The sequence below is a fragment of the Cohnella sp. WQ 127256 genome (assembly GCF_024519285.1).
Classification (GTDB): domain Bacteria; phylum Bacillota; class Bacilli; order Paenibacillales; family Paenibacillaceae; genus Cohnella.
Map to the genome: position 1 here is coordinate 527580 of NZ_JAMZCY010000004.1, position 25527 is coordinate 553106.

General features: G+C 47.3%; 11 protein-coding genes. 6 read left to right on the top strand and 5 right to left on the bottom strand.

Annotated features, from left to right (window positions below):
- The first annotated feature begins 22 nt into the window (after positions 1 to 22).
- From M1K58_RS13930 to M1K58_RS13940, 3 genes are all read left to right on the top strand, one after another.
- Positions 23 to 3109, top strand: coding sequence for a hybrid sensor histidine kinase/response regulator (locus M1K58_RS13930; RefSeq protein WP_256759460.1), 3087 nt, complete (start codon positions 23 to 25; stop codon positions 3107 to 3109).
- A gap of 208 nt (positions 3110 to 3317) precedes the next feature.
- Positions 3318 to 6407 (top strand): hybrid sensor histidine kinase/response regulator, encoded by a 3090-nt coding sequence (locus M1K58_RS13935; RefSeq protein ID WP_256759461.1) that lies wholly within the window; start codon positions 3318 to 3320, stop codon positions 6405 to 6407.
- A 13-nt stretch (positions 6408 to 6420) separates the two neighbouring features.
- Positions 6421 to 7404: a GNAT family N-acetyltransferase gene (locus M1K58_RS13940; protein WP_256759462.1), complete on the top strand. Its 984-nt coding sequence runs from the start codon at positions 6421 to 6423 to the stop codon at positions 7402 to 7404.
- Between the two features lie 66 nt (positions 7405 to 7470).
- On the opposite strand, the gene M1K58_RS13945 is transcribed toward M1K58_RS13940, so the two are convergent.
- Positions 7471 to 8289, bottom strand: a complete 819-nt coding sequence (locus tag M1K58_RS13945) for a purine-nucleoside phosphorylase (protein ID WP_256759463.1) — start codon at positions 8287 to 8289, stop codon at positions 7471 to 7473.
- Between the two features lie 244 nt (positions 8290 to 8533).
- Between M1K58_RS13945 and M1K58_RS13950 the strand changes: the two genes are divergently transcribed.
- The gene (locus M1K58_RS13950; protein ID WP_372339161.1) at positions 8534 to 9217 is read left to right on the top strand and encodes a DUF421 domain-containing protein; all 684 of its coding nucleotides are present in this window, start codon (positions 8534 to 8536) and stop codon (positions 9215 to 9217) included.
- Between the two features lie 49 nt (positions 9218 to 9266).
- Here M1K58_RS13950 and M1K58_RS13955 read toward each other — a convergent pair whose 3' ends face one another.
- The 4 genes from M1K58_RS13955 to M1K58_RS13970 form a co-directional block, all read right to left on the bottom strand.
- Entirely contained in the window at positions 9267 to 10697 is a 1431-nt protein-coding gene (locus M1K58_RS13955) for an HD-GYP domain-containing protein (protein WP_256759465.1), read from the bottom strand.
- 187 nt (positions 10698 to 10884) lie between these two features.
- A complete protein-coding gene (locus M1K58_RS13960; RefSeq protein ID WP_256759466.1) occupies positions 10885 to 17265 on the bottom strand; it encodes an InlB B-repeat-containing protein in 6381 nt (2126 codons plus the stop codon).
- A 303-nt stretch (positions 17266 to 17568) separates the two neighbouring features.
- Positions 17569 to 18213: a hypothetical protein gene (locus M1K58_RS13965; protein ID WP_256759467.1), complete on the bottom strand. Its 645-nt coding sequence runs from the start codon at positions 18211 to 18213 to the stop codon at positions 17569 to 17571.
- 220 nt (positions 18214 to 18433) lie between these two features.
- Positions 18434 to 22609, bottom strand: a complete 4176-nt coding sequence (locus M1K58_RS13970; RefSeq protein WP_256759468.1) for an S-layer homology domain-containing protein — start codon at positions 22607 to 22609, stop codon at positions 18434 to 18436.
- 534 nt (positions 22610 to 23143) lie between these two features.
- On the opposite strand from M1K58_RS13970, the gene M1K58_RS13975 reads away from it, so the two are divergent.
- Together M1K58_RS13975 and M1K58_RS13980 are read left to right on the top strand one after the other, a co-directional pair.
- Entirely contained in the window at positions 23144 to 23845 is a 702-nt protein-coding gene (locus tag M1K58_RS13975) for a response regulator transcription factor (protein WP_256759469.1), read from the top strand.
- On the top strand, positions 23842 to 25251 hold the full coding sequence (locus M1K58_RS13980) for a sensor histidine kinase (RefSeq protein ID WP_256759470.1): 1410 nt from the start codon (positions 23842 to 23844) through the stop codon (positions 25249 to 25251). The genes M1K58_RS13975 and M1K58_RS13980 overlap by 4 nt, the downstream gene beginning before the upstream one ends.
- Positions 25252 to 25527 lie beyond the last annotated feature (276 nt).

Consider the following 25527-nt stretch of genomic DNA (forward strand, 5'->3'; position numbering starts at 1 on the left):
AACGACTCTAAAGAATATAGCAATGATTATTATTATCTTCAGCGTTCTCATCAGTCTGCGATGGGCTTGGTCCACCATGTTCCCTTCAGCAGAGCACTCTCGTGCTGTAAATGGTTTACTCGACTTGCGTGGTTTGGACTTGGAGACATCTCCCTCTATCCCGTTAGATGGCGAATGGCAATTCTACCCTGAGCAATTTGTTTCTCATCAGGATGTGCAATCGGTAGAGAACCCACCCCGTTATATTCAGGTTCCAGGAGATTGGAGCAATGAGCTTACGAATAACACAGGTTCCTCATACGGGTACGGAACCTATCGGCTTCGCATTCTAGTCGATCCATTGCAGAAGCCTGTTTCATTGTGGCTTAGAAGCATACAGGCCTCATCTGTTGTGGAAATAAACGGGATTCCCGAGATTGCTTTCGGTAAACCCGCCACAAACGCTAAGGAGTACAAGCCCAAAAACGTCTCATACACAGCCTCCTACTCTGTAGATGACGCGACAGAAATTGAGCTGCTTATTCGAGTTGCCAACTTCGACGACCCCTACAACGGCGGTATCCTACGCTCCATTCGCTTTGGTTCTCAGGCATCGATTGACTACGTGCGCTGGTACTCCATCGGCTTCCAATTGGTTACGTTTATTGTTTTGCTACTGCATGGCTTATATGCTTGTATTCTCTACTTATTTAATCCTCGAGAACGAGCTTTGCTCACAACCAGCCTACTAACACTATCTATCGGAATAGCAATTATGGTCGGCCACGATAACATGCTCTTATTATGGATACCGATCAACTACACATGGGCAATCAAGATCAGGCTGATCTCACTCCTGTGGCAAAACCTATTTATCCTTCTTTTATTCCGAAGATTATTCTCGCCTCTTCAGCCCAATATGTGGCTTCGAGCATACATCATGGCTCTCGTTTCCCTAACCGGAATCTTGCTAGTCTCACCCGCTTCATGGGCAAATGGAATACTTGATTTAAAGATTTTTATCTTCTTCTATTTAATCCCGTTCACATGGTTTATTTATATTGTAGGAACTGCGATCTTCAAGAAACAAACCGACAAAGACGCCACCTTCTTGCTGCTAACCGCAGCAGGTATCATATCTAATTTGTTATGGAGCATAGCGGAGTCAGCTAAAGACATTACGACCGTATACTATCCTATCGATATCATTGCCGCCATTATAGGCTTCTCTGCTTACTGGTTCAAAAAATATTTCCGGCATTCTAGAGCAAACTCCCAGTTAAACGAGCAGTTAAAAGAAGCAGACAAACTCAAAGACCAATTTCTCGCTAATACGTCGCATGAGCTGCGAACGCCACTGCATGGCATTATGAATATCGCGCATACCGTTGTAACCAAAGAGAAGGGAAATTTGAACGAGAAAAGCGTAAAGGACATGGAGCTACTTATTACAATCAGTCGCCGCATGTCGCATATGCTTGGTGATCTTCTCGATGTCGCACGACTACAGGAGCATCGCATTTTGTTGAAACAAGAGCCCTTAAAAATACAATCGATCGTTCCAGGCGTAATCAGCATGCTTAAATTTATGATTGAAGGTAAGCCTATCCAACTGAACATGAATGTCACGGAATCGATGCCGCTGGTCATGGCCGATGAGCAAAGACTCGTGCAGGTGTTGTATAACTTATTGCACAACGCTCTTAAATACACGGAAGAAGGAACAGTCACCGTATCCGCGGAAATTCGAGAGGGACATGCCCTCATACACGTCTCCGACACCGGGGTTGGCATGAATGAGGAAACCCAGGCCCGTGTATTTCTTCCTTATGAGCAAGGGGAGAATGGGAAACACGATGGAAGAGGAATTGGTCTTGGTTTGAGCATCTGCACACAGTTGGTAGAATTACAGGGTGGTACTTTGACCGTTCGCTCAGAACTGGGGAAAGGATCTATTTTTAGTTTTGATCTGCCGCTAGCGAACGAATCGAATATCCCACTGTCGCAACAGCCTCTTCACCTCCAGCACATATCAGACAAAGCTGCGGACGAGCCCGTTGGATTGATTTATCCGCACACTGCAATTGGAGAAATCGCAGCCACGGTGCTCCTTCCACCGCTGTTGAATGAAGGGAAGATGAACATTCTTGCTGTCGATGATGATCCGGTCAATCTGAATGTGCTTGTAGGCATCCTTTCGACGGAACCTTACAACATCACAACAGCGACTTCAGCTCGCGAGGCATTGGAATTGTTAGGCACACAACAGTGGGATCTTCTCATTGCCGATGTCATGATGCCACAGATGTCCGGCTACGAGCTGACACAGAGAGTCAGAGAGCACTACTCCGTATCAGAGCTTCCGGTTTTGCTACTAACCGCGCGTAGCCAGCCCGCGGATATCTACACGGGATTCTCTTCAGGAGCCAATGATTATGTGAACAAGCCTGTAGACGCACTAGAGCTTAAGTACAGAATCCGGGCATTGACGGCACTTAAACAATCTATAAGTGAACGGTTACGTATGGAAGCCGCTTATCTTCAAGCACAAATTCATCCGCATTTTCTATTCAACACGCTTAATTCCATTATGACACTTAGTGAGATAGACACGGGGAAGATGCGGAACCTAGGCGATGCTTTTGCATCCTTTTTACGAATTAGCTTTGATTTTCTAAATACAGGGCGACTCGTAGAGCTATCCCATGAGCTGGAGCTTGCCGAAGCCTATTTGTTTATCGAGAAGGAGCGGTTTGGCAACAGACTATCTATCGTGTGGGATGTTGAACCGAACATTAACCTGCTTCTCCCTCCGCTCTCGATACAGCCGCTCATTGAGAATGCAGTCAAGCACGGCATCCTTAGTCAGAACAGAGGTGGAACGGTACATATTCGGATTACTCGCCAAGACAGCTTCACACATATTGAAGTCATGGATAATGGCAAGGGCATGGAACAAGAAAAAGTTATTCAACTGTTGAGTCCAACCCTGAAGGGAAAGCGCGGCATTGGACTTTCCAATACGAATCGCAGATTGACCCAATTGTATGGTCAAGGTCTGTCTATTCACAGTAAGCCCAATGAAGGAACAACCGTTTCATTTGTCATACCGGATAACCAATATAAATAGGATGAAGGATCCGCTACTTAGTTTCCACAACGGATGAATTGTCCCAACATTCGATGTTCTCCAAACCCTTAACGCTATCTTTATAAAAGATGGGATCCTTCCCTGATCGCCTCCGATCTAATGTTTTCAAATGTAACAGTAATTATTTCATACCTACTCCACCCCGTTATCAAGAGGAATACTTCAGTTAATGTCGAAATAAAGAGTTATGATGAAAACAAGAAAAATATGGATAATCTCGGTATTGTTTTTATTGGTAATTACCGGTTTCCGTTTGTTATGGCTGCAATATAACTCGGCCACTCATTCCCCGGTTGCGATTAAGGGTGTATTGGACTTACGGGACTGGGATTCTCTGACCGATCATTCCCTTACACTTGACGGTCAATGGGAGTTCTATCCGGGTACGCTCCTTCTTCAGAATGGGACAACCTCGACCGATGCCCACCCTTCGAGTAGGTGGATTCAAGTTCCAAGCAGTTGGACATTCGATGATCAGCCTTACGGTAACGACAAGTATGGCTTTGGTACTTACCGCTTGAAGATTCTGGTGGACCCCCTCCAGGGAGAGTCTTATGGCATCCGCGTGCCGATTAGTAAAAGCTCGTCGGAAGTCTACATCAACGAACGGCTTCTCGGTCATTCTGGTCAACCTGCCGAGAGCAAAGATCGTTACACACCGTTAGACGTTCCCTATACGACGTACTTTACCTTGAAAGACGAGAGCGAGATCGAACTCGTAATCCAAGTTGCGAATTTCGATACCTTTCGCAATGGAGGGCTAATCCGTTCCATTCAATTCGGACTGGAAAATCCGATGAGAAAAGACTTGAGCTTTTCCAGGGATATGGTTTGGGTCGCCTGCATTGCTTATGCGATTCACGTTCTGTACGGGTTCATCTTATACCTGGCAGGAGGCAGGGACAAAAAGCTGATTTACTTTTCCTTGATGATTGCGTGTATTATTCTCGCAACGCTTATCGACGGAGAACGGTTATTGTATACGTGGATTCCCTTCACCTTCGAGTGGAGTGTGAAGTTCATTTATGTCGTCATGCTATGCGGTGGGTACCTTCTACATCAATTAATTAAGGACAAGCTTCCGGTATTGTTGCGACGCCGGGCTTCTCTGGTTTATGAGCTGTTATGCGGCATTGCGCTTTTATCCGTATTTATCCTGCCCTTACCCGATGTGCTTGCACTGCAAGGCTTGTATTTCATTCTCATGTTCATCCCTTGCCTCGGAATGTCGATCGCGATGTACAGGTCGACGGCTAGAATAGACATGGATAACATCTTTTTGCTCTTGGCTGCCATAGCGGCGCTTAACAGCTTGATTTGGCTCGTCATTCTCAATACTTCCCAGGTCGTGGTGATCTCGTATCCTTTCGATCTCATCATCGCGATGATTTGTTTTTCTGCGTTCTGGTTCAAGCGCTTCTTCCGATTGTCGGAAGAATCTCATAAGCTGACGCATACGCTGCAACAGGCAGATAAGCAAAAGGATGACTTCCTGTCTACCGTCGCCCATGAGCTGCGTAATCCGCTTCACGGTATGATTAACATTTCGCAATCTGTCTCGGAGAGAGAGCAGGATAAGCTCGGGAGGAATAGCACCCACGACCTCCAAACGCTGGTCAAGGTCGGTCGCCGAATGTCCTTCATCCTGAACGATCTGCTGGATATGGCCCGACTGAAAGAAAACCGGATCAGTCTGAGCCTTGCCGGCGTATCCGCTCATGGTGTAGCATCAAGCGTCATCGATACGCTGCGCTTTATGACGGAAGGTAAACCGATCCTGCTGATCAACCGGATACCGGTCGACTTCCCGCTTGTTCACGCCGACGAGAACAGACTGAATCAAATCCTGTTCAATCTCCTGCACAACGCCGTGAAATACTCAAATGCAGGTGAGGTATCGGTCCAGGCTGACATCCACAATGGATGGGCGAGTATATCGGTTGCGGACACGGGCATCGGGATGAATACAGAGCTGCTGAGCAGAGTGTTCGTGCCCTACGAGCAAGCCTCGACGGACGGGGCTGCGCTTAGGGGCGGATTCGGACTGGGACTTAGCATTTGCAAGCAGCTCGTCGAAATGCATGGAGGAATTCTTGAGGTCCAATCCAAGCCGAATGAGGGCTCCGTATTCACGTTTACATTAAGGTTTATTGCCGATGGAGTCATTGACGAATCAGCGGAACGGCTAATAGCGGCCACCGATATCGAATCCCACATCGACAATGCACCCGACGTCCAGATGACTCCCTCTGCTGAACAGATTCATATCCCGTCTGCAGACCGAATTCGATTGCTAGCTGTCGATGACGATCCGGTTAATCTGAATGTTCTCAGAACGATTTTTGCAGATGAGCCTTATGAAGTCGTTTCCGCATTCAACGGCCAAGAAGCACTTAAGCTACTGGAATTCGGCATTTGGGATTTGATCATTTCCGATGTAACCATGCCGATCATGTCCGGTTATGAACTGACTGCGCGAATTCGAGAACGTTATTCCATCGCGGAGCTCCCCGTGCTTCTCTTGACGGCGAGCAATCAGGATAAGGACATAGAGGCGGGGTTTCTCTCGGGGGCCAATGACTACGTTACTAAGCCGGTGAATGCTACCGAGCTTAAGATCAGGGTCAGATTGTTAACGAATCTGAAGAGATCGGTGAACGAGCGATTACGGATGGAAGCCGCACTACTGCAGGCTCAGATTAAACCTCATTTCATGATTAACACGTTTAATGCAGTATCCGCTCTTAGCAAGATCGACACGGACAAGATGGATATTCTCGTTGAGGAATTGACCCAATATTATAGACTCGGCATTGATTTTCAGAATTCAGACCGGGCAGTGCCGCTCGACCGAGAGCTCAGGCTCATTCGTTCCTACTTGTATATCCAACAAGAGCGCTTCGAGGAAAAGCTTCAGGTCGTTTGGGAAGTCGATGCCGATGTGAATGTCTACATTCCTCCCTTGACCATCCAGCCCCTTGTCGATAATGCGGTTACGCATGGTCTATTAAAGAGGAACGCGGGCGGGGAAGTCCGAATTCGAATTACCGATCTCGGACCAGCCGTTGAAGTATGTGTTTCTGATAACGGCGTGGGTATCGACGAAGGAACTCTTGAGCGTATCCTGAACAGACAGACGAACGGACGCTCGGGAATCGGACTGCTGAATACGGATCGTCGATTAAAGCAGTTATGCGGTAGCGGGCTAAAAATTGAAAGTAGCCGGGGTTCAGGAACCTCGGTCTCGTTCACCGTATCTAAACATCAAAAGTTGTAGAGGAGTCGGAGCTATGAATTATACGATTCGCAAGTTGCGTCACCCTGATGATTATGTAGCCGTAGCACCGCTTCTCAATCTGATTTGGTCGGAGCCTACGACAGCCGAACAGCTTCGGGAGGATGAGGACAAAATTCCTCCGGGGCAGTTGCATTATGACGAAGAGGGCAAGCTGATGGGGTGGGATCGTCCCAAATGGGTCGTGGAAGACGAGCTCGGTCAAGTGATCGCCTACGCGATGGCATGGAGAGCGCCTTGGACGGAGGCTGGGACCTTGAGCCATAATCTTGTCGTTAAACCGGAGCTCCGGGGCATTGGCGTAGGCAGGGCATTGTATGCCACGCTTCTGGAATGGGCGTTGGAAGTCAAAGCCTCGCGTCTCACCGATAACATCTGGGAGTCGGATGAAAGGTCGATCGCTTTTGCGGAACGCCACGGCTACGTCAAAGAACGCCTCGCTTTCGAATCCGTACTGGATTTGGGATCGTATGTCTTCGACGACAAACTAAACGCATCCATCGACGAGGTGGAGCGTAGCGGCATAAGTTTCGTTACGTTAGCGGAGGAGCCCAGTGAAGAGAACGAAAGAAAGCTCCATGAGCTATATAAAGTCACTCACTTCGATATTCCGGGCTACTCCGGTGATTTCCCTTGGTTCGAGGAATGGAGAAAGTGGAGCCTAGATCAGCCAGGCTTCCGTCCAGAATGGATTCATATTGCCAAAGACGGAGACCGTTATGTCGGTGTTGTCACATTACTGCATAACGAGCAAACGCAAGCCATGTATCATGATTACACTGGGGTTTTACCAGAATACCGCGGACGTCGGATTGCGCTCGCTTTGAAGCTGCTAGGAATACGATCCGCACTTGCGAGCGGGGCCCCCTATATGAAAACGCACAACGACTCGATGAACGGTCCGATGCTACGTATCAACCGTGATTTGCTCGGATTCCGAGCGGAGCCAGGGAACTATAAAATGGTTCGCGAGCTTTAGTGGTTGTTTCTGGATTCATCGTAAAAAAGGGCATCCACTTGGATGCCCTTTTTTATCTAACCAATCCTAGATTTCTTTCAAAATGCCTTTCACAAGTCGAGTAAACTTCGTTCTTACTTGACCTGCTACCTCAATAACCTCTTCATGGTTGAGCGGTTGATCCAATATACCACAAGCCATATTCGTTAAGCATGAAATGCCAAGCACGCGAAGCTTAGCATGTGCTGCAACGATAACCTCGGGAACTGTTGACATCCCTACAGTATCCGCGCCCATGATACGAATCATACGAATTTCAGCAGGTGTTTCATAGGCAGGACCAGTCCACCAAGCATATACCCCTTGCTGTAATTCAGTTCCTTGCTCTTTCCCCACTTTTAGTGCGATCTGACGAAGCTCCGCATTATAAGCTTGGGACAAATCCGGAAAACGGGTTCCCAAAGCATCATTGTTAGGACCGATCAGCGGATTGTTGGCTGCCAAATTAATATGATCCGTAATGATCATAAGCTCTCCTGGCTTAAAGCTTGTATTAATAGCACCGCAAGCGTTCGTAATCAATACACTTTCAACCCCAAGTGCTTTCATCACACGAACTGGAAAAGTAACCTCGTCCAACGTATATCCTTCGTAATAGTGAAAGCGCCCTTTCATAGCGACGACGACTTTACCTTCCATCTCACCAATAACTAATTCATTTGCGTGACCCTCTGCCTCTGATTTGGCGAAATGAGGAATTTGATTGTAAGGAATGACTGTCGCATTTTCAAGCTCATCGGCAAGCCCCCCTAGACCAGAACCGAGAATCATACCGATGGTAGGATGTAGCTTCGTTTTACTTAATATGAAATCTGTAGCTTCAGAAATCTGTTGTAGTTGTTGCATAAAGGAAATGCCTCCTCGAATGTTCTTGGACAACCTTAACGGCTCTTTGGGAATAGGTTGTCCCTGTGCTGCAGTAGCCTTAGATTTCCCATTGATTCTAATATTATAGCGCATTTATAGATTCAGGCTATATCGCAGTTATACTTTGCCCATAACATGTAAATAAATAGAGGTAAAATCTTAATTTCAAATCCAAGTAACATTCAAAAAGGAGCAATATACGCTGCAGGAATACTGGGTAATTATCGTCCGAACCTTTGTGGCTTTCTTTCTCATGCTGATCATAGCAAGAATACTAGGCAAGCAGACAATTTCCAACATGACCTTTCACGATTTCGTTAGTGGTATTACACTTGGTGGCATTACCGCAAATCTAGCATTTAACGATAAAATAAATCACTGGTTTGCGATCATCGCATTATTGGTGTTCTTCGCTATCTCTTATCTGATCTCTGTACTTGCTTTGAAAAGCAGGGCGTGGAGCAGATGGGTTTCAGGTACTCCGACCGTGATTATTGAGAATGGAAAAATTCTCGAGGACAACATGAGGAAGATTCGATATACAATGGATTCCTTAATCCAATCTTTGCGGGAAAAGGATGTTTTCAATTTGCAGGAGGTCGAATATGCAGTATTGGAGGATCATGGGAAGCTTTCCGTCAAAAAGAAAAGCGAGTACGAATGGGTGACGCGGAAAGATTTGAAGCTACATGTGGATGCCCTCAAATCATTTCCGGTTGAGTTGATTATGGATGGGAAAGTCATCGAAGAAAACCTCGTCTCAAATGGGTTGACCCACCAATGGCTGGAGAAAGAACTGAAACAACGCAACAAGACCCTCCCTGATGTTTTTTATGCGGTGAGAGGGACTCAGGATAAGCTGTTTTTTGATTACTATCAAGATAACATTCAAAATCCGATCGATTGATAACAAAACCAAATCCTATTCGGTTTTGTTCCGGTGATAGGTTTCCATACTAGGCTGTCGCGATCTTCTGATCATACATACTCGACACTTGTCTGTTAATATCAGGCACCTGATCCGCTACCTTCTCCCAAGCCTCCACACAGGCGGGTTCGAAATGCGTGCCCTTGTGATCCTTTAAGAATTGCATGGCTTCTTGATGGGTCATCGCTTTGCGATATGCCCGATCAGAAGTCAACGCGTCATACACGTCCGCGACAGCTACAATCCTCGCCAAACGCGGAATTTGCTCTCCACGCAGTCGATCCGGATAACCTTCTCCATTCCATTTTTCATGATGTGAACGTATGATATCTAGCTCTTCCTTCATGAAACCGAGATTTCTGCACATCTCGTACCCCCGCGTGGGATGCATCTCAATCTTCGCACGTTCCTCTACTGTCAATTTACCCGGTTTATTCAATATTTCATCGGCGATTTCAAGCTTACCGATATCATGAATGATCGTTCCCTGTGCGACCGCTCGTAGTTGATCCGGTCTTATTTGCAGTTGTTCCGCAATCTTGAGCGCATAGACTGTAACTCTAAAATTATGACCTGCGGTATAGAGATCCTTGCTCTCCGTCGCGATCATCAACGCCTTCACGCTTGGTGAAATAGAGTTCGTAATTTGCTCGTAGGGATCAAGCGTGAACAAAGCACGCATCGCACCCGTTAACGACCGATTTGCCCCATACTGCTTAATGAGTCCACCTACCATAACAATCATAGAAGAAAGGAGCAGGAAGTGGTAGATCCACCAGCTAAGCCGCCATGATTCTCCCGTCACCATGATGACCTGGGAAACAATAAGCCACCCCGCACTGTACACAATTGCTATCTGCAGCGGAAACCTGGAATAGGCATAGGATTGAAAATAGCGGTACATGGTATGTAAATTAAGGCTTGCAATGACAATGGTTATTGCACCGTTCAATGGATATACGTCAAGCTTAATGAATTCAAGTAAATGAGGTTGTAGCATCACAAGAGTACCGAGTAACGCTAATATTGTCGTCCATACGGGGAGCAGCAGACGTTCATGCTTGGCAAAATAAACAACCAAACGATGATCAGCTGGAAAAGTGGATAGCCAGAGCCAGAAGGTCGTTGCAATAACGCTTAATGGGGCCATAACACCTGGAACATGAGTCTGATGAAGAATTAAATTGGGGGTAGATAGCCCATGCACCATAAATATTTCGGCCAAGGAGATAAAGGCTAATGCGAGGAAGCTTACTTTAATATTCCGTGTCCTTCTCCCCGCAACCCCAACCGCGAATGCGATTGTAACAGCTAATAAAGCAACTACGCTGACAATGTAAAAGTGACCATGTGGTAAAAATAATCTAACGTCCCATGCGGATTGCCTTCTTAAGTATTCATAGATGATATAGGGAATAAGAATTCCCGCCAAGGGTCCTGCTAGCCTACGCAACAGCATGCGACTATTCTCCTTTGAATACTTCTTATGATTCCTAAGTTATAAGTCTAGTATACAATCGAATTAGTATTGATAAAATAACTATTTTCGCCTAAACGTTGCACATTTCTACACCTACTGAAAGGACTGTCCACAAGCAGCATCTCCGCCTGCGGACAGTCCTTTCACAATTGTGTTTGCTATTCAATTAATCAATTAATTTAGCCTTCCTCAACATCCGCTGAACGATGGCAGCCGTTTCCGCTCTTGTGATTTCACTCGTAGGCCTCAAGCCAGCATCGCTGCCGTTGACGATGCCAATCTTCGCAGCCAAAGCAACAGATGGTTTAGCCCATGCGCTTATTTCTTCGTTCCCCGCAAACCTAGATAATGTTGCTTCGATATCAGTCGCGTTAACAGCTGTTTCCAGTCCCGTCAGCTTCATAGCCCGCATAATCAAAGCCATTGCTTCCTCGCGTGTGATCGTGTTCGCAGGACGGAATGTTCCATCCTTATACCCATTAATGATTCCGTATTCCTGCGCTTGCGACACTGCTCCTGCATACCAGTCGCTCGATTTCACATCCGTAAATTCAGTAGTGCCTCCGATGTCAGATAACCCTAATGCTCTCACGATTATTGCTGCGAATTCCGCTCGTGTCACCGCTTTATTCGGATCATAATGCGTTTCGTCAGCTCCATTGACGATGAGCCGCGAAGCCAAATCATTCACCGCATTTTTGGACCAATGATTATCCACATCCGCGAACGACACCTGATTGTTAATCAGAGCGTAAACACTGTTCGTTAAGCTATGAATGACCGCGAAGTACTTCCCGTCTCTTGATCTCACGTACGTAGGTACATGATGAAGCGTTCCATCCTCATGCCTCACAACAGCCGTAGTGACCTCATTCGGATTGACCCCGTTAGGCAGCGGAATTTCCCGCTTTATATACGAGATGAACTTACTTACTTCCTTTGTCTTTCCTTGATATGTGGCAATTATCCGGAAATCAACCGACTGCCCCACAAAGGTGAATTGACGTTTTCCTGTTCCATTTACATTCCATTTTTCCCCGTTTACACCGTTCTTCCCGATACGTACCTGCACGATAATATTCTTTAATAGGTCAGTTCCAAACTGTGCAGCAATACGGTCGATGCCTATTTCTGATGCGGGAAGAATGTAATTTCCATTAGGCGTGCGAATTTCCCATACGATATGCTTTCTTTCCATCGCTTTGATTACATCCCCGGGCAAAAACACGGATATGTTATCCACCATAGATGAGATATTCATACTGACGACCGATATCCCATCCCTTTTCTCCAGGAGATCCAGCATGCGGGTAGCATCTAATGTGATTGTCAGATCGTGCTCCCCTGTCATACTGGCACTCGCTATCCGATCATAAGACTGGTCACCGATCATCAACTGAATTTGATCTTGCAGTTGCGGCGGTTTCTCTTGATTAGACCCGGAACTAGACGAGCCTGAGCTAGATGATCTTCTATCCACCGTTACTAAATAGGTTTTCGTCATCCCATTCTGTGCTGTGACCACGATACTGATCGTGTTTCTGCCTACATTTAAGTTTACCTGAGCGGTGCTTATTTCCTTACCGTTCACTATGATTTTGACCGAGGCGTTCTCCTCATACACTGCTGCCGTCACAGATGTTGCGTTAGTACCGTTCGTTACACTAGCTGTGTATGAATAAACGCCTGTCTCGAACGTCGGACTAAGTGTAATTCCCGTTAATTTCAAGCTCCGCAGACTCGTATCTCCACTAAGGGGCATGGCGATGACTTCATTGGAGTACAAACTCTTTCCTCCTACACTGTTTGCCATGACAGTGAAGTAATAGCTTGTGCCATTGGTTAGACCAGATACCACATAGCTGTATGTTGTGCCGCTTACGCTTGCAATAGGGGTTTCTCCGTAAGAGCGAGAAGCGGTTCCCCCGTACACATTATAGTAGACGGCTCCCTCCACGCTTTCCCAGGTTAAGGTTGCCATACCATCGTCGTCCTGCACCACGAGTCCAACAGGGGCTGCTGGTGCTCTTGTAATTGTCACCGAATAAGCCTTAGTCGAACCGTCCTGCGCTGTCACATCCACAACGATCGTATTTTTCCCCTCGATCAGATTAATCGTCTCAGACTCTTGACCGCTTGTAACCTCTGTCTTATTTACTTTGACGACGGAATGTCTATCATGCACCCACGCCGTCACCTTGACTGACCTGATACTGTTAAATACATTCGCCGTATAATGTGTCATATCCGTTGTAAAGACTGGATTCAGACGCGTATCCGAAACGATCAAGTTGCTCAGTTCTGCGCTGCTGCTTGTTGTCCACTTAGCATATAGCCTCGTATTTCCCATGATTACCGATGCAAAATTGAAAGCTGTCGACAACCCTGCGTCCGTGTACCAACCAGCGAACGTGTAACCTATCCACGTCGGATCGGCAGGCTCCGTGGCCGTGCTGTTATAGCTTACCGCCTGGCTGTTCACGGCCGAGCCTCCAGTGCTATTGAATGTTACCGCGTAACTGCCCGTCGCCCATTTTGCATACAGTATCGTATCTCCAACGATCTTCTTGTTGAATAGGAAAGGCGTTGTGAACCCTATGTCCTCATACCAGCCTCCAAACGTGTAACCTGACTTCGTCGGGTCTTCTGCAGGTGAAGTGACCGTACCGTTATAGCTCACCGCTTGACTGCTCACTGTAGACCCATCGTCGCTGTCAAACGTCACCGTGTAACTGTTCGCCGTCCAGTTCGCATACAGAGTCGTCACTCCAGTGATCGGTGTTGTAAATTGGAAATGCGACGTAAAGCCTTCGTCCGTGTACCAGCCTTCAAACTTATGACCCGTTTTCGTCGGATCAGTAGGTGCAGTGGCCGTGCTGTGGTAGCTCACAGTCTGTTCGCTCACTGCCGTACCACCGTTACTTATGAACGTCACCTTATAATCACTTTGTTCCCACTTCGCATACAGCGTTGTATCCCCTGTAACCACCGTGGTGAATAGGTAAAGTGTCGTCAGGTCTACGTCCTCATACCAGCCTCCGAATGTGTAACCAGTCTTTGTCGGGTCTTCTGCTGGTTTATTGGCCATGCTATTGTAGGTCACCTCTTGAACGCTTACCGCCGAACCTTCTTTGCTGTCAAACGTCACCGCGTAACTGTTCGGTGTCCAGTTCGCATACAGCGTTATATCGTCCGTAATCGCCGTCGTGAAGGTGAAGACATTCGTCAAATCTACATCCGTGTACCAGCTTTCAAACGTATGGCCCGGTTTCGTCGGATCAATCGGTGCAGTAGCCGTGCTGTTGTAGCTCACAGTTAGTTCGCTCACTGCCATACCACCATTACTGATGAACGTCACCTTATAATCATTTTGTTCCCATTTCGCATACAGCGTTGTATCCCCTGTAACCACCGTGGTGAATAGGTAAGGTATAGTCAGGTCTACATCCTCATACCAGCCTCCGAATGTGTAACCAGTCTTTGTCGGGTCTTCTGCTGGTTTATTGGCCATGCTATTGTAGGTCACCTCTTGAACGCTTACCGCCGAACCTTCATTGCTGTCAAACGTCACCGCGTAACTGTTCGGTGTCCAGTTCGCATACAATGTCGTATTTCCAGTGATCGGTGTTGTAAATAGGAAAGGCGTTGTAAAGCCAGCGTCCGTGTACCAGTCTTCGAACATATAGCCCGGCTTTGTCGGATCATCAGGTGTAGTAACCAGGCTGTTGTAGCTTACCGTCAGAACGCTCACTAGTGCACCGCCGTTACTGTTGAATGTCACCGTATAACTCATCGGTGTCCACTTCGCATATAGCGTCGTATTCCCTGTGATCGCCGTGGTGGTGAATTCGAAAGGTGTCGTCAAGCTCTCTTCCTTGAACCACCCTCCGAACGTGTAGCCTGTCTTCATCGGGTCTTCTGCTGGTTCTGTGGCCATGCTATTGTAGATTACCGCTTGAACGCTTACCGTAGAACCTTCGTTACTGTCAAACATCACCACGTAACTGTCCGTCGTCCACTTCGCATACAGCGTCGTATTACCAGTAATCGGTGTTGTAAACAGGAAAGGCGTTGTAAAGCCAGCGTCCGTGTACCACCATCCGAACGTGCTGCCTGTATTGGTCGGAGCTTCAGGTGGCGTCACCTTGCTATTGTAGCTCACCGTCTGACTATCCACGGCCGTTCCTCCATTGCTATCGAACGTGACCGTGTATTCTATCGGCGTCCACTTCGCACGCAATACCGTATTTCCTGTGATCAGTGTGGTGAATACATAAGGCGTCATTAATTCTACATCCGTGTACCACCCTCCGAAAATGTTGCCTGTCTTCGTCGGAGCGGTAGGTTCTGTGGCCGCGCTGTTGTAGCTTACCGCCTGACTGCTCACGGTTGTACCGCCATTGCTGTTGAAGGTGACCGTGTAAATCGACACCCATTTCGCGTACAGCCTCGTATTTTCCGTGATCGCCGTGGTGGTGAATACGAAAGGCGTCGTCAAACCCTCATCCTTGTACCATCCTCCGAACGTGCTGCCTGTCTTCGTTGGATTGGCAGGCGTCGTTGCCTTGCTGTTGTAGCTTACCGTCTGACTGATCACGGTCGATCCGTCGTTGCTATCGAACGTGACCGTGTAAGTATTTATCGTCCACTTCGCATACAGAGTCGTATTCCCTGTGATCGCCGTTGTGAATACGAAGGCTGTTGTCAAACCTTCTTCCTTATACCACCCTCCGAACGTATAGCCCGTTCTCGTCGGAGCTGTAGGCGCCGTTATCGTACCGTTATAGCTCACTGTCTTACCACTCACCGTCGTACCGCCATTGCTATTGAACGTAACCGTGTAATTATTCAACGTCCACTTCGCATACAGGGTCGTATCCCCTGTGATCGCCGTTGAGAATACGAATGCTGTCGTCAAACCCTCTTCCTTATACCAACCTCCGAACGTGCTGCCCGTCTTCGTCGGAGCTATAGGCGCCGTTATCGTACCGTTATAGCTCACTGCCTTACCGCTCACCGTCGTACCGCCATTGCTATTGAACGTAACCGTGTAATTATTTATTGTCCACTTCGCGTACAGAGTCGTATTCCCTGTGATCGCCGTTGTGAATACGAATGCTGTTGTCAAACCCTCTTCCTTATACCAACCTCCGAACGTATAGCCCGTTCTCGTCGGAGCTGTAGGCGCCGTTATCGTGCTGTTATAGCTCGCCGGTTTGCTACTCACGGCTGTACCACCATTGCTATTGAACGTAACCGTGTAATTATTCAACGTCCACTTCGCATACAGCGTTGTGTTCCCTGTGATGGCCGTTGTGAATACGAATGCTGTCGTCAAACCCTCTTCCTTATACCAACCTCCGAACGTATAGCCCGTTCTCGTAGGAGCTGTAGGCGCCGTTATCGTGCTGTTATAGCTCACCGGTTTGCTACTCACGGCTGTACCACCATTGCTATTGAACGTAACCGTGTAATTATTCAACGTCCACTTCGCATGCAGTATCATACTTCCTGTAATCGGTATGCTGAATGTATACGGCGTATTAAAGGCTGCATCCGTATACCACCCTCCGAACGAATTGCCTATTTTGTACGGTTCTGGAGGTTTCACCGGAATACTGTCATAGCCTAACGTTTGGCCGCTCACGGCCGAACCTCCATTGCTGTTAAACGTTACCGTATAATTAATCGGTGTCCACTTGGCAAATACTTCTGTATTACTGGTGATCGCCGTAGCGAAATTAAAAGTCGTCGTCATAGCCGCTTCCTTATACCAACCTCCGAACGTATAACCCGTTCTCGTCGGATCGGCCGGTGCTGATGCTTTGCTGTTATAAATCACAGTCTGACTACTCACCGGCGTTCCACCGTTGCTGTTGAAAGAAACGTTAAATTTCGCTTTTTGAACATTGGCGATGCTTATATTGTCCAGTTTTAATCTAGATGGATCCAATTTATCTTCAAAAGTCCATAATATTTTAATCATACTTACATTATCCATTTTAAAAAGTGTACCTTTGTTTAACAACGTAGAAAGTTTAACCGAGCCTGTCCCCACACTTAAACTGGAGCCCCCTGCGTATTGATAATTATCGATTGTAGTCAGTTGTGCGCCTGTCGAGTCGAATAATGCAATGTGCACAAAACTAAGCTTTAGCCCATTCTTCACAGCGCTGAATCCTAAATCCTGAAACGTAAAGCTTCCGAGCACGTTAGTCCCTTCTGCTTTGAGTATAATTACCCCCGGATTATCCTTATTCAATTGCGTCTGCGGCCATAAACTCGTTCCGCTTTTTACAAGATCTTTGCTGACAAGAAACTTGTCTCCTGTCTTATTGTATACACTGTCATTTGCCACCAAGGTACCGCCGAAATCATAAGTACCGTCTGTTACTCCCGTAGCTACCGCGCCCACTGTACCCGGAACAATAGGAACACACATCAAAACTGCTAATAGAAACAGACAAGCAAATCTCATCTTTGTTCGTATGCTAGACTTCATAGAAGCATTACTTCCATCTTCCGTTCTTCCCCAACCTTTATCCATTATTGAATCTCCCCTCTATCTAAAAAGCCACTTCTCCGGAAGTATGAACCATCTATTGTACTAACCAATATTTTACTTGATGTTTATCGCTTGAATTATTAATGGATTATTAATGGATTTAACGGGTAAGCCCTTACTGCTGGAGGAACTGCCCCTATTATTCCGAACTAAAATGGGACATGCAAAAGACCGGATGAAAGCTGTGAGCTTTCGTCCGGTCTTAGTTGTCCTCTCCATTGCTAGTGGCATAGAAATTGTGGCTGGTATTCTAGAATGGGTTGGCTGGTCTATACTTCCATATACTTATTCCGATACTTTTTTATTCCATGGAGCGATTGTTCCCGAAACCCCCAGATTGTTCATTCGGCGAATGCGACCCAATTTTCTAGGTAGCACCTTCTCGATGGCTATTCCACGCTTGAGCTCCGGCATGCTTTTCTTCAAGCCCATTCGCCATTTCGTGTAGTAGCCTTTGGAAAAACCATAAAGTTTGGTCGACATCCAGCCTTTTTCTTTACTCGCCGAGAATCCATCCTTCAACCAAGCTTCCTTATGAAACTGACCATTCAGCCTATACCTTCCGCTTAATTTGAAAAAGTAATCAGCTCGAAGCGATTGAATATAACGATGAGCGAGCCATAATCCGATCGCTTCGCCAAGCCCTTTATGAGGGCTATCAACCGCTTGTCTGACGATTTTCTTGCCACCTAGATAAATATAGCGGTCTGCCATCGATTTGAATGGCTTTGATCGAGCTTCTCTAGTACCTAACTCTATTAAAACAATATATGCATTCGGGAATTTAGAACGTATGGACTTCATACTTTGTATCGTTTGGTTCATTCTTTCTTCGGGTGTAAATCGAGAACGGGTCTTACTGTACGACAACGGGGAAGGCACGAAATGAACAACCGACGTTATCAAAAACACAATTTTCTTCTGCATCACAATCGTCACCTCCAATGGATAAGTACACTGCCAGAATCATCCATCGCAATGGAAAACAGCATGTCTTATCTTATGGAAGAAAGGACGAAGATGTACGATATACGTGTCGGGGGGACCCTACTATTTTTACTTATTGGGTATCCTCATTTGAATCTACCTGTTCAAGCTTGAGCTCCGTAATCTAAAAATCCGTCAATCAATCAATCAAACAAACATCCGTTTACTGTAATGTTTTCCATAAACGGAGAAGGGCGACTGCCGCTTCCGCTCTTGTCGTTAATCCATCCGGCACGAATTGATTGCCTGCCCGTCCTTCTAGAATACCGCGGTCGCGCGCAGCCTCAACATAAGCCTTTGCCCAGGCTGGAATGCTTGCATCGTCAGAGAACGATGGACTTGTTGTACTCCTAGCCTTCCATTTCATTGCCCTTGAAATCATAGCAGCCATTTCTGTCCGAGTTACCGTTTGCATCGGCTGTAACGTGCCGTCCGGATAGCCGGCGAGAATGCTTTCGGCTACGGCTGTCTGGATGGCTTGTCGCGCCCACTCGGGGATGTTATCCCTGTCGCTGAAAGACACAGCGCTCGTCTCCGTTCGGATAGGGATTTCAAGTGCCCGCTGCAGCATAATGGCGAACTCCGTTCGCGTGACGTAGCGATTAGGCTCAAAGGAATGAGTGCTCACGCCCTCTACGATTCCCAATCCCGCCGCTTCGCAAATACTGGATTTTGCCCAATGCTTCTCAATGTCCGTAAATGAACATGCCGAAGTTGGCGGAGTCGTATTCTCATTCTTCGCAACGCGATTAATCGTTACGGTATACTTTTTGATCGTTCCATCCTCTGCCTGAACCGTTATCGCCAGCACGTTGGCCCCTATCGACAACGGAATGTTCTTCGTTCCATCGATGCGTTCGCCGAGTAGTTTGACAATCGCCTTGGATTGAGCGGAAGACACTTGGAACTCTACCTGCTCCGCGTCGGTAACTGCCGAATAATCATTAGTCCCAGGCGAAAATGCAGGCGATAATTCCAGTACTTTGCCGGATATGGTTATGGTTAATTTAGCTAAATCCGCTTGACCGGATGGCATTGACGATGGCGCTGTTGGCGTTGGCGTAACCGATGGCGTCGGCGCAGCACCTACTGTAACCGTAGAAGTTTGGCCCGAAACCTCTACACCGTTAAGATAAACGGTTAAAAGGTGATTGCGTGCGGTTTGGGTTGCGTTTGACGGTAGAGAGATCGTTGCTTCCGCTCTCGTTGCACTGTTCACAACCGCCGTGGCGGCTTTGACTCCGTCCACATACACGGTTACCGTCTGCCCGATCAGATGGGTGCCCGATATCGTCGCGATCGTACTGCCCCCGGCGCTTAGCAAGCTTGTAGGAGCGGCGAAGATCTCCGTAATTATAGGCACGGCTACCGTAAAGCTTGCGTTTGCTGCATCAAGCGTATTTTGAAAGACATTCCTCACCGCGTTCCCGGCAACAAGCATCTCGTAATCCCCGTCTTCCAACGTACCGTTAAAGCTTAAAGTGAACGTTCGGGAAAGCTCGTCATAGCTTGGCGTATAGGCTGAGAATGCCTGTCCGTCCTTTTGCATGCTGATCAGCGGCAGCGCATTGGCTGAATTCAGCAGAGTTCCGCCTGCGATCCAATACACGGCTTCACTGACGGAAACCGTAACCGCTGCAGGTGGCATAATGAAACGATGACCGTCTGTGAAGCTGCCGAAAGTCACGGTTGGCTTGGTCGTGTCGTAAAGCAAGTTCAACGTGTTGGATACTGTATTGGACATTCCCACTGTATCCGTTACCGCTCCTGCCGACACCATTACCGTTACGGCCTGACCGCTAGTCGTTGGGCTTACGGTAGCCGTATATGTCGTAGAGGTTACAGACACTAGATTCGACACTGTTCCATTTCCGATCACCAGGTCATCCTCCGTAAAACCATGGATGCCTTCGCTAAAGGTGATGGTTACGGGAAAATCAGCGTTTACCGTACCGCCTGCCGAGGTGGAAACCGTTGCTGTCGGCGCGGTATTATCTAGTAAAAAAGGATTTGAAACCGAATCGACGACATTGCCGACCTTGTCGCTAGCTCTAACGTGCAAGTACCAGTTGCCGTCACCGCTTGTTTGACTTAGCGTATCTCCATCGCCGAAGGTTGTCCATCCGCCAGCCGGCACAGCCGCACTCTGCGTCCACGCATATTGCAAGGAAGCGGAATCGACACCGCTTTCCGTATCGCTCACCGTGACTGCGCTTGCTGCGGATTGCGCCGCCGTAGCCCGACCATTAGCGCTAAACTGCACGCTCGGTTCCGTCTCGTCAATCGCTAGCGTAACCGTGTACGTTTTACTAGGCTTCAAATACGGCTCAACGCGAACGGGGATATCAAAGCTGGTCGGTGCTCCCGGTACGTTAATCGTCGCGGCGGTGCCGCTCGCGACCCATTCATCATTGACGTACAAGTCCGCTCGGGGCGTATTGTTAAGCGTCGCTGTGAGATTTGCGCTATTCGGCAAGGTATCCTTAAAGTAAGCCGTATAGGTTGTATCGGAGGATTGAAAGGATTCGTTGAACTCTCCCTCTTGTAGAGTTAAAGCGCTCAAATTGTCATTGCCCGGCGTAGTTGTTTGACCCTCTGAACCTCTTCCCCATCCTACTACGGTGCCATCCGCTTTGAGCGCGAGGGAGTGGAAATCTCCGCAGGCGATCGCTACTACTCCGCTAAGCCCTGTTGGCACGGAGGTTTGACCATAAGCGTTGGTGCCCCACGCGACGACGGTACCGTCCGATTTGAGCGCGAGTGAATGAGATGTCCCAGTGGCAATCGCCACCACGCCTGTCAGTCCCGTAGGCACGCTAATTGGATCATAAGTATTGAGCCCCCATCCAACTACAGTGCCATTCGATTTCAACGCAAGTGAATGGTTTGCTGCGGCGGCGATCGACACTACGCCGGTCAATCCAACTGGTGGGGTCACTTTACCATAGGAGGTATCTCCCCATCCGACGACGGTACCGTCCGATTTCAACGCGAGTGAATGATATTCTCCCGCGGCGATCGCGACCGCATCGGCGAGTCCTGCCGGAGGGATTCTTTGACCACTACCGTTGCTTCCCCATCCTACGACGGTACCATCCGCTTTCAGCGCCAGCGAATGATATAGTCCTGCGGCAATCGACACCACATCGGCGAGTCCCTCCGGTACGCTCAGTTCACCGCTGCTATTGAATCCTTTCCATGCAACCACGGTACCGTCCGACTTTAACGCGAGCGAATGATAGGTTCCCGCGGCAATCGCCGCCACTCCGGCGAGTCCCGCCGGAATAACGTTACTCCCCCCATAATTTACTCCCCATTCGACGACGGTGCCATCCGATTTTAACGCTAACGAATGAGCTAATCCCGCGGCAATCCGATCGCCTTTGACAGGTAAAGAAAAAGCCGCCGGAACGGTCGTTTTACCATAATTGTTGCTTCCCCATGCAACGACGGTGCCGTCTGCTTTTAATGCGAGTGAAAAGTGTTCTCCCGCGGCGATGGACACAACATCGCTTAATCCTTGCGGAACGGTACTTTGCCCGTCATTGTTTTTTCCCCATGCAACGACGGTACCGTCCGATTTCAGCGCCAGTGAATGATATAATCCGGTAGCAACCGCCACCACATTCAAGAGTCCCGACGGAATGATGGTTGAATTATCACTATTAGCTCCCCATGCAACAACGGTGCCATCCGCTTTCAGTGCAAGCGAATGATAGGCTATGGGTCCTGTAGCGATCGATACCACATCCTCGAGCCCCCCCACATTCGTTTGACCGTTGATGTTGTATCCCCAAGCAACCACAGTACCGTCCGATTTTATCGCCATCGAATGAAGGGCTCCGGAAGCGATCGACACCACATCGGTGAGCCCTGTCGGAACATTCCTTTCACCAAAGTCGTTGCCTCCCCATGCAACGACGGTGCCGTCCATTTTCAGCGCAAGCGAATGAGTGGTTCCTGCGACGATCGACTTCACTCCGGCAAGTCCACCCGGCACGGATATTTGACCCTCAACATTTCTCCCCCATCCGACGACGGTGCCGTCCGCTTTCAGCGCAAGCGAATGAAAATAGCCTGCGGCAATTGACACCACATCGGACAGTCCTGTCGGTATATTCGTTTGACCCCAACTGTTATCACCCCAACCGACGACGGTGCCGTCTGCTTTTAATGCGAGCGCATGATGTCCTCCAGCTGAGATTTGTACAAACTCGCGGCTTCCCCCCTCTATTTGCGCCGCATCTGCTGAATGGTTACCTAATGGAGCGATCAAGATGAACAACAATACGAACACCAAAGCTAGGTGAACATTCTTCCATTTTATCAACGATAACATATGTACTCTCTCCTCAATTCCCATTTCCGATTTTGTCGAAGTTCCTCGGATTGAATCATAACAGACCGCTATGAAAGAATTATGAAAGAACCTCCAATCCCGTCGTACGACGGGATTGGAGGCTTCAGTAATTTCTGTTATAGGTAGTCTGAGGATGGATTGCTTTGAAAACTGAAAAGATCAGGAGCCAAAGCATCTCCCAATCGCGCAGTGATTCATAATGATCAACGAAAATAATCGTCCTTCGACGTGAAATCGAATCCATAAGCTCCCTCGCAGTCGATCGTCGGTTCCCGCTGTGACTTGTGTCCGAGCTCGTTTGGCGCAACATCTCAGAAACGATATGCGCTGATGAAGCCTTACAACGGTTGCCATCTACGCAGTTCGGATGTCCATCTCCCCTAATCATTAATCAGATACCACCAATTGTATGATTATACAAGGATTACTTGTTTCGCTTGTCGAATAATAGTCCAGGACATGACTATGACCGGATTTCTCTATTCAGTTGAACAGAACATATCATTTGGGAGTGTGATTAAAGATATGCAACCCATTCTCATTGTGGATGATGAAGTTGATATCCGCCAATTAATCCGTCTACATATCGAACGGGTAGGCATGCAAGCGGTAGAAGCCGAATCTGGGAGGGAAGCTATCGCATTGCTGCAGAGTTGCAGCTTTGACCTAATCATTCTAGATTTGATGATGGACGACCACAACGGATTTGAAGTGCTAAAGTATTTGCATGAAAATCAATTGGACATGCCTGTCATCGTCCTTAGCGCAAGAACACAAGTGCAGGATAAAATCATCACATTAGGTTTAGGTGCCGACGATTACGTCACGAAGCCTTTCAGTCCGCTGGAGCTGATTGCTAGGATTCAAGCGAATATCAGGCGATATCATCCTAAGAAAAAATACCCTACTAAGACGCTAAAATTCGACGATATCGTATTAAACTTGGACACTTATCTTCTTGAATGCTACGGGTCGATACATCGTTTAACATCCTTGGAATTTGAGCTTCTCCATCTATTTATGCTTAATCCCGATCGAGTTTTGACAAAAAAAGAAATTTATCGGCACATATGGAAGCATGATCATTACGATGAAAATAACTTGCGCGTTTATATCAATCGACTGCGTAAACTTCTGGATAGTCCCTCTTCACCTGGTAGACACTTTCAAGCGATTCGGGGAATCGGCTACCGATTCTCAGGTGATGAACTATGAGGCTACGCACGAAGCTATGGTTAATTGTCATTGTTAGCATCGTCCTTAGCCTTACGCTTTTTATTACTCTTTCCCTGTGGATGGGTCAGAAGTTCAACAATGGGTACGACTTAAAGTCTCTAGACAAGGTCATCGAGACTACGCTCGAACAAATCCAGGCTGAGCAAGCATTCACGAAAGAACAAGCCCAACTCACTCTGGACAACATTCACAAGCAGCATCCACAGCTGCGATTCGAGTGGCTCGCCTCGGACGGCATACCCATCTATGACACCTCTGGGCAGTCGACTCCTTACAGCTTCAAAGAACTGACAGAACGTTTTATTTCCATGCCCACCCGTCAATGGGCCGACGGGCAACCCATTACATTCGCAGCTTCTGCCGACAAAGATGGGCAATCCTATTATTTGCTGGTCAGTCTGCCAGGTGAAGCCATGAATCCTGGGCAGTTGTATATTTTCATCCGCAATTACGAAGCTTTATTCAGGCTTGCTTTGCCGCTTTTGCTAGCTTTTATAACCCCTTACTTACTGTCCTTATGGTTTTTTTCGAAGATTAACCGCCGTCTTCGCAAGCTCGACCATGCGCTTAGTCAAGTCAATCTAAGAGGCAAGGATATCATATTGCAGGATAACGCCAAGGATGAAATCAGTCGACTTAATATGCATTACAATGAGATGACCCGAAGAATTAGATCCCAGATCAATCAGATCGAACAGTTTGAGATCAGGCGTAAGGTGCTTCTATCTAATTTGTCCCATGACCTGCGTACCCCCTTAACGATGATCCTTGGATATGCCGAGACGATTCGATTAGGACATTATGATACCGCGGAACAATTGAAATCAAGCGCCAAAACAATTCTGAAGCATTCCCGATACATGGAGAGCTTGCTCAAACAAATTCTGGAAGTATCCAGGCTGGATACAGATGGAATACACATTAGATATGCCCATGAAGATCTATCTGAGCTCGTTAGAATCTTGTTAGCCGATTATTTTTTGATGATTGATGAGAAGACAGTCACCCTTGATTTCCATATCCCCAGTACAGAGCTGATAATCGAAATGGATGCTACGCTAATTGAGCGAGCCATACGTAATTTACTGGATAATGCGATTCGTTACGGAAACGAAGGACACTATCTCGGTGTCCGCTTAAATGAAGAGGGAGAAAATGTGCTAATAACGATTACCGACAAAGGTAAGGGTGTTGCTCCTGAGAATCGAGATCTCATTTTCGAACGCTTTTATCGCAGCGATGGAAGATCAGGTCAAGGACTTGGTATTGGTCTCTCAATTGTGAAGGAAATTGCTGAAGCCCATCAGGGTAGCGTTGAAATGTCGAGCCTTCCATTTGTAGAAACCGTGTTTCAACTCAGATTGCCTAAGAACAGAGCAAATTAGTCCGATTGAGGTTGAAGATGCCTTAATAGGCATGATATAATTCTAAATGTTAAACATTTCATGACTGGAGTTGAAAGAATAATGTAATATTTCTTGCTCACGATAAAACAGTAAAAGCGATATTGATCGCATGTTTTATTTTGTATGCAAGAAAGTTACAAACTCTTTCACTCAAACAATATATCCTTATCTACCTCCGTAATGGGGTGGATGAACTGTATTTATTTGAGCTACAAGAAGGTAACTTTCTTGTGGCTTTTATTTTTTTCATACAGG

Bases quoted from the DNA above. Each gene is read 5' to 3' on its own strand.
- M1K58_RS13930 (WP_256759460.1), top strand. From the start codon at position 23: ATGATTATTATTATCTTCAGCGTTCTCATCAGTCTGCGATGGGCTTGG.
- M1K58_RS13935 (WP_256759461.1), top strand. From the start codon at position 3,318: ATGATGAAAACAAGAAAAATATGGATAATCTCGGTATTGTTTTTATTG.
- M1K58_RS13940 (WP_256759462.1), top strand. From the start codon at position 6,421: ATGAATTATACGATTCGCAAGTTGCGTCACCCTGATGATTATGTAGCC.
- M1K58_RS13945 (WP_256759463.1), bottom strand. From the start codon at position 8,289: ATGCAACAACTACAACAGATTTCTGAAGCTACAGATTTCATATTAAGT.
- M1K58_RS13955 (WP_256759465.1), bottom strand. From the start codon at position 10,697: ATGCTGTTGCGTAGGCTAGCAGGACCCTTGGCGGGAATTCTTATTCCC.
- M1K58_RS13960 (WP_256759466.1), bottom strand. From the start codon at position 17,265: ATGGATAAAGGTTGGGGAAGAACGGAAGATGGAAGTAATGCTTCTATG.
- M1K58_RS13970 (WP_256759468.1), bottom strand. From the start codon at position 22,609: ATGTTATCGTTGATAAAATGGAAGAATGTTCACCTAGCTTTGGTGTTC.
- M1K58_RS13980 (WP_256759470.1), top strand. From the start codon at position 23,842: ATGAGGCTACGCACGAAGCTATGGTTAATTGTCATTGTTAGCATCGTC.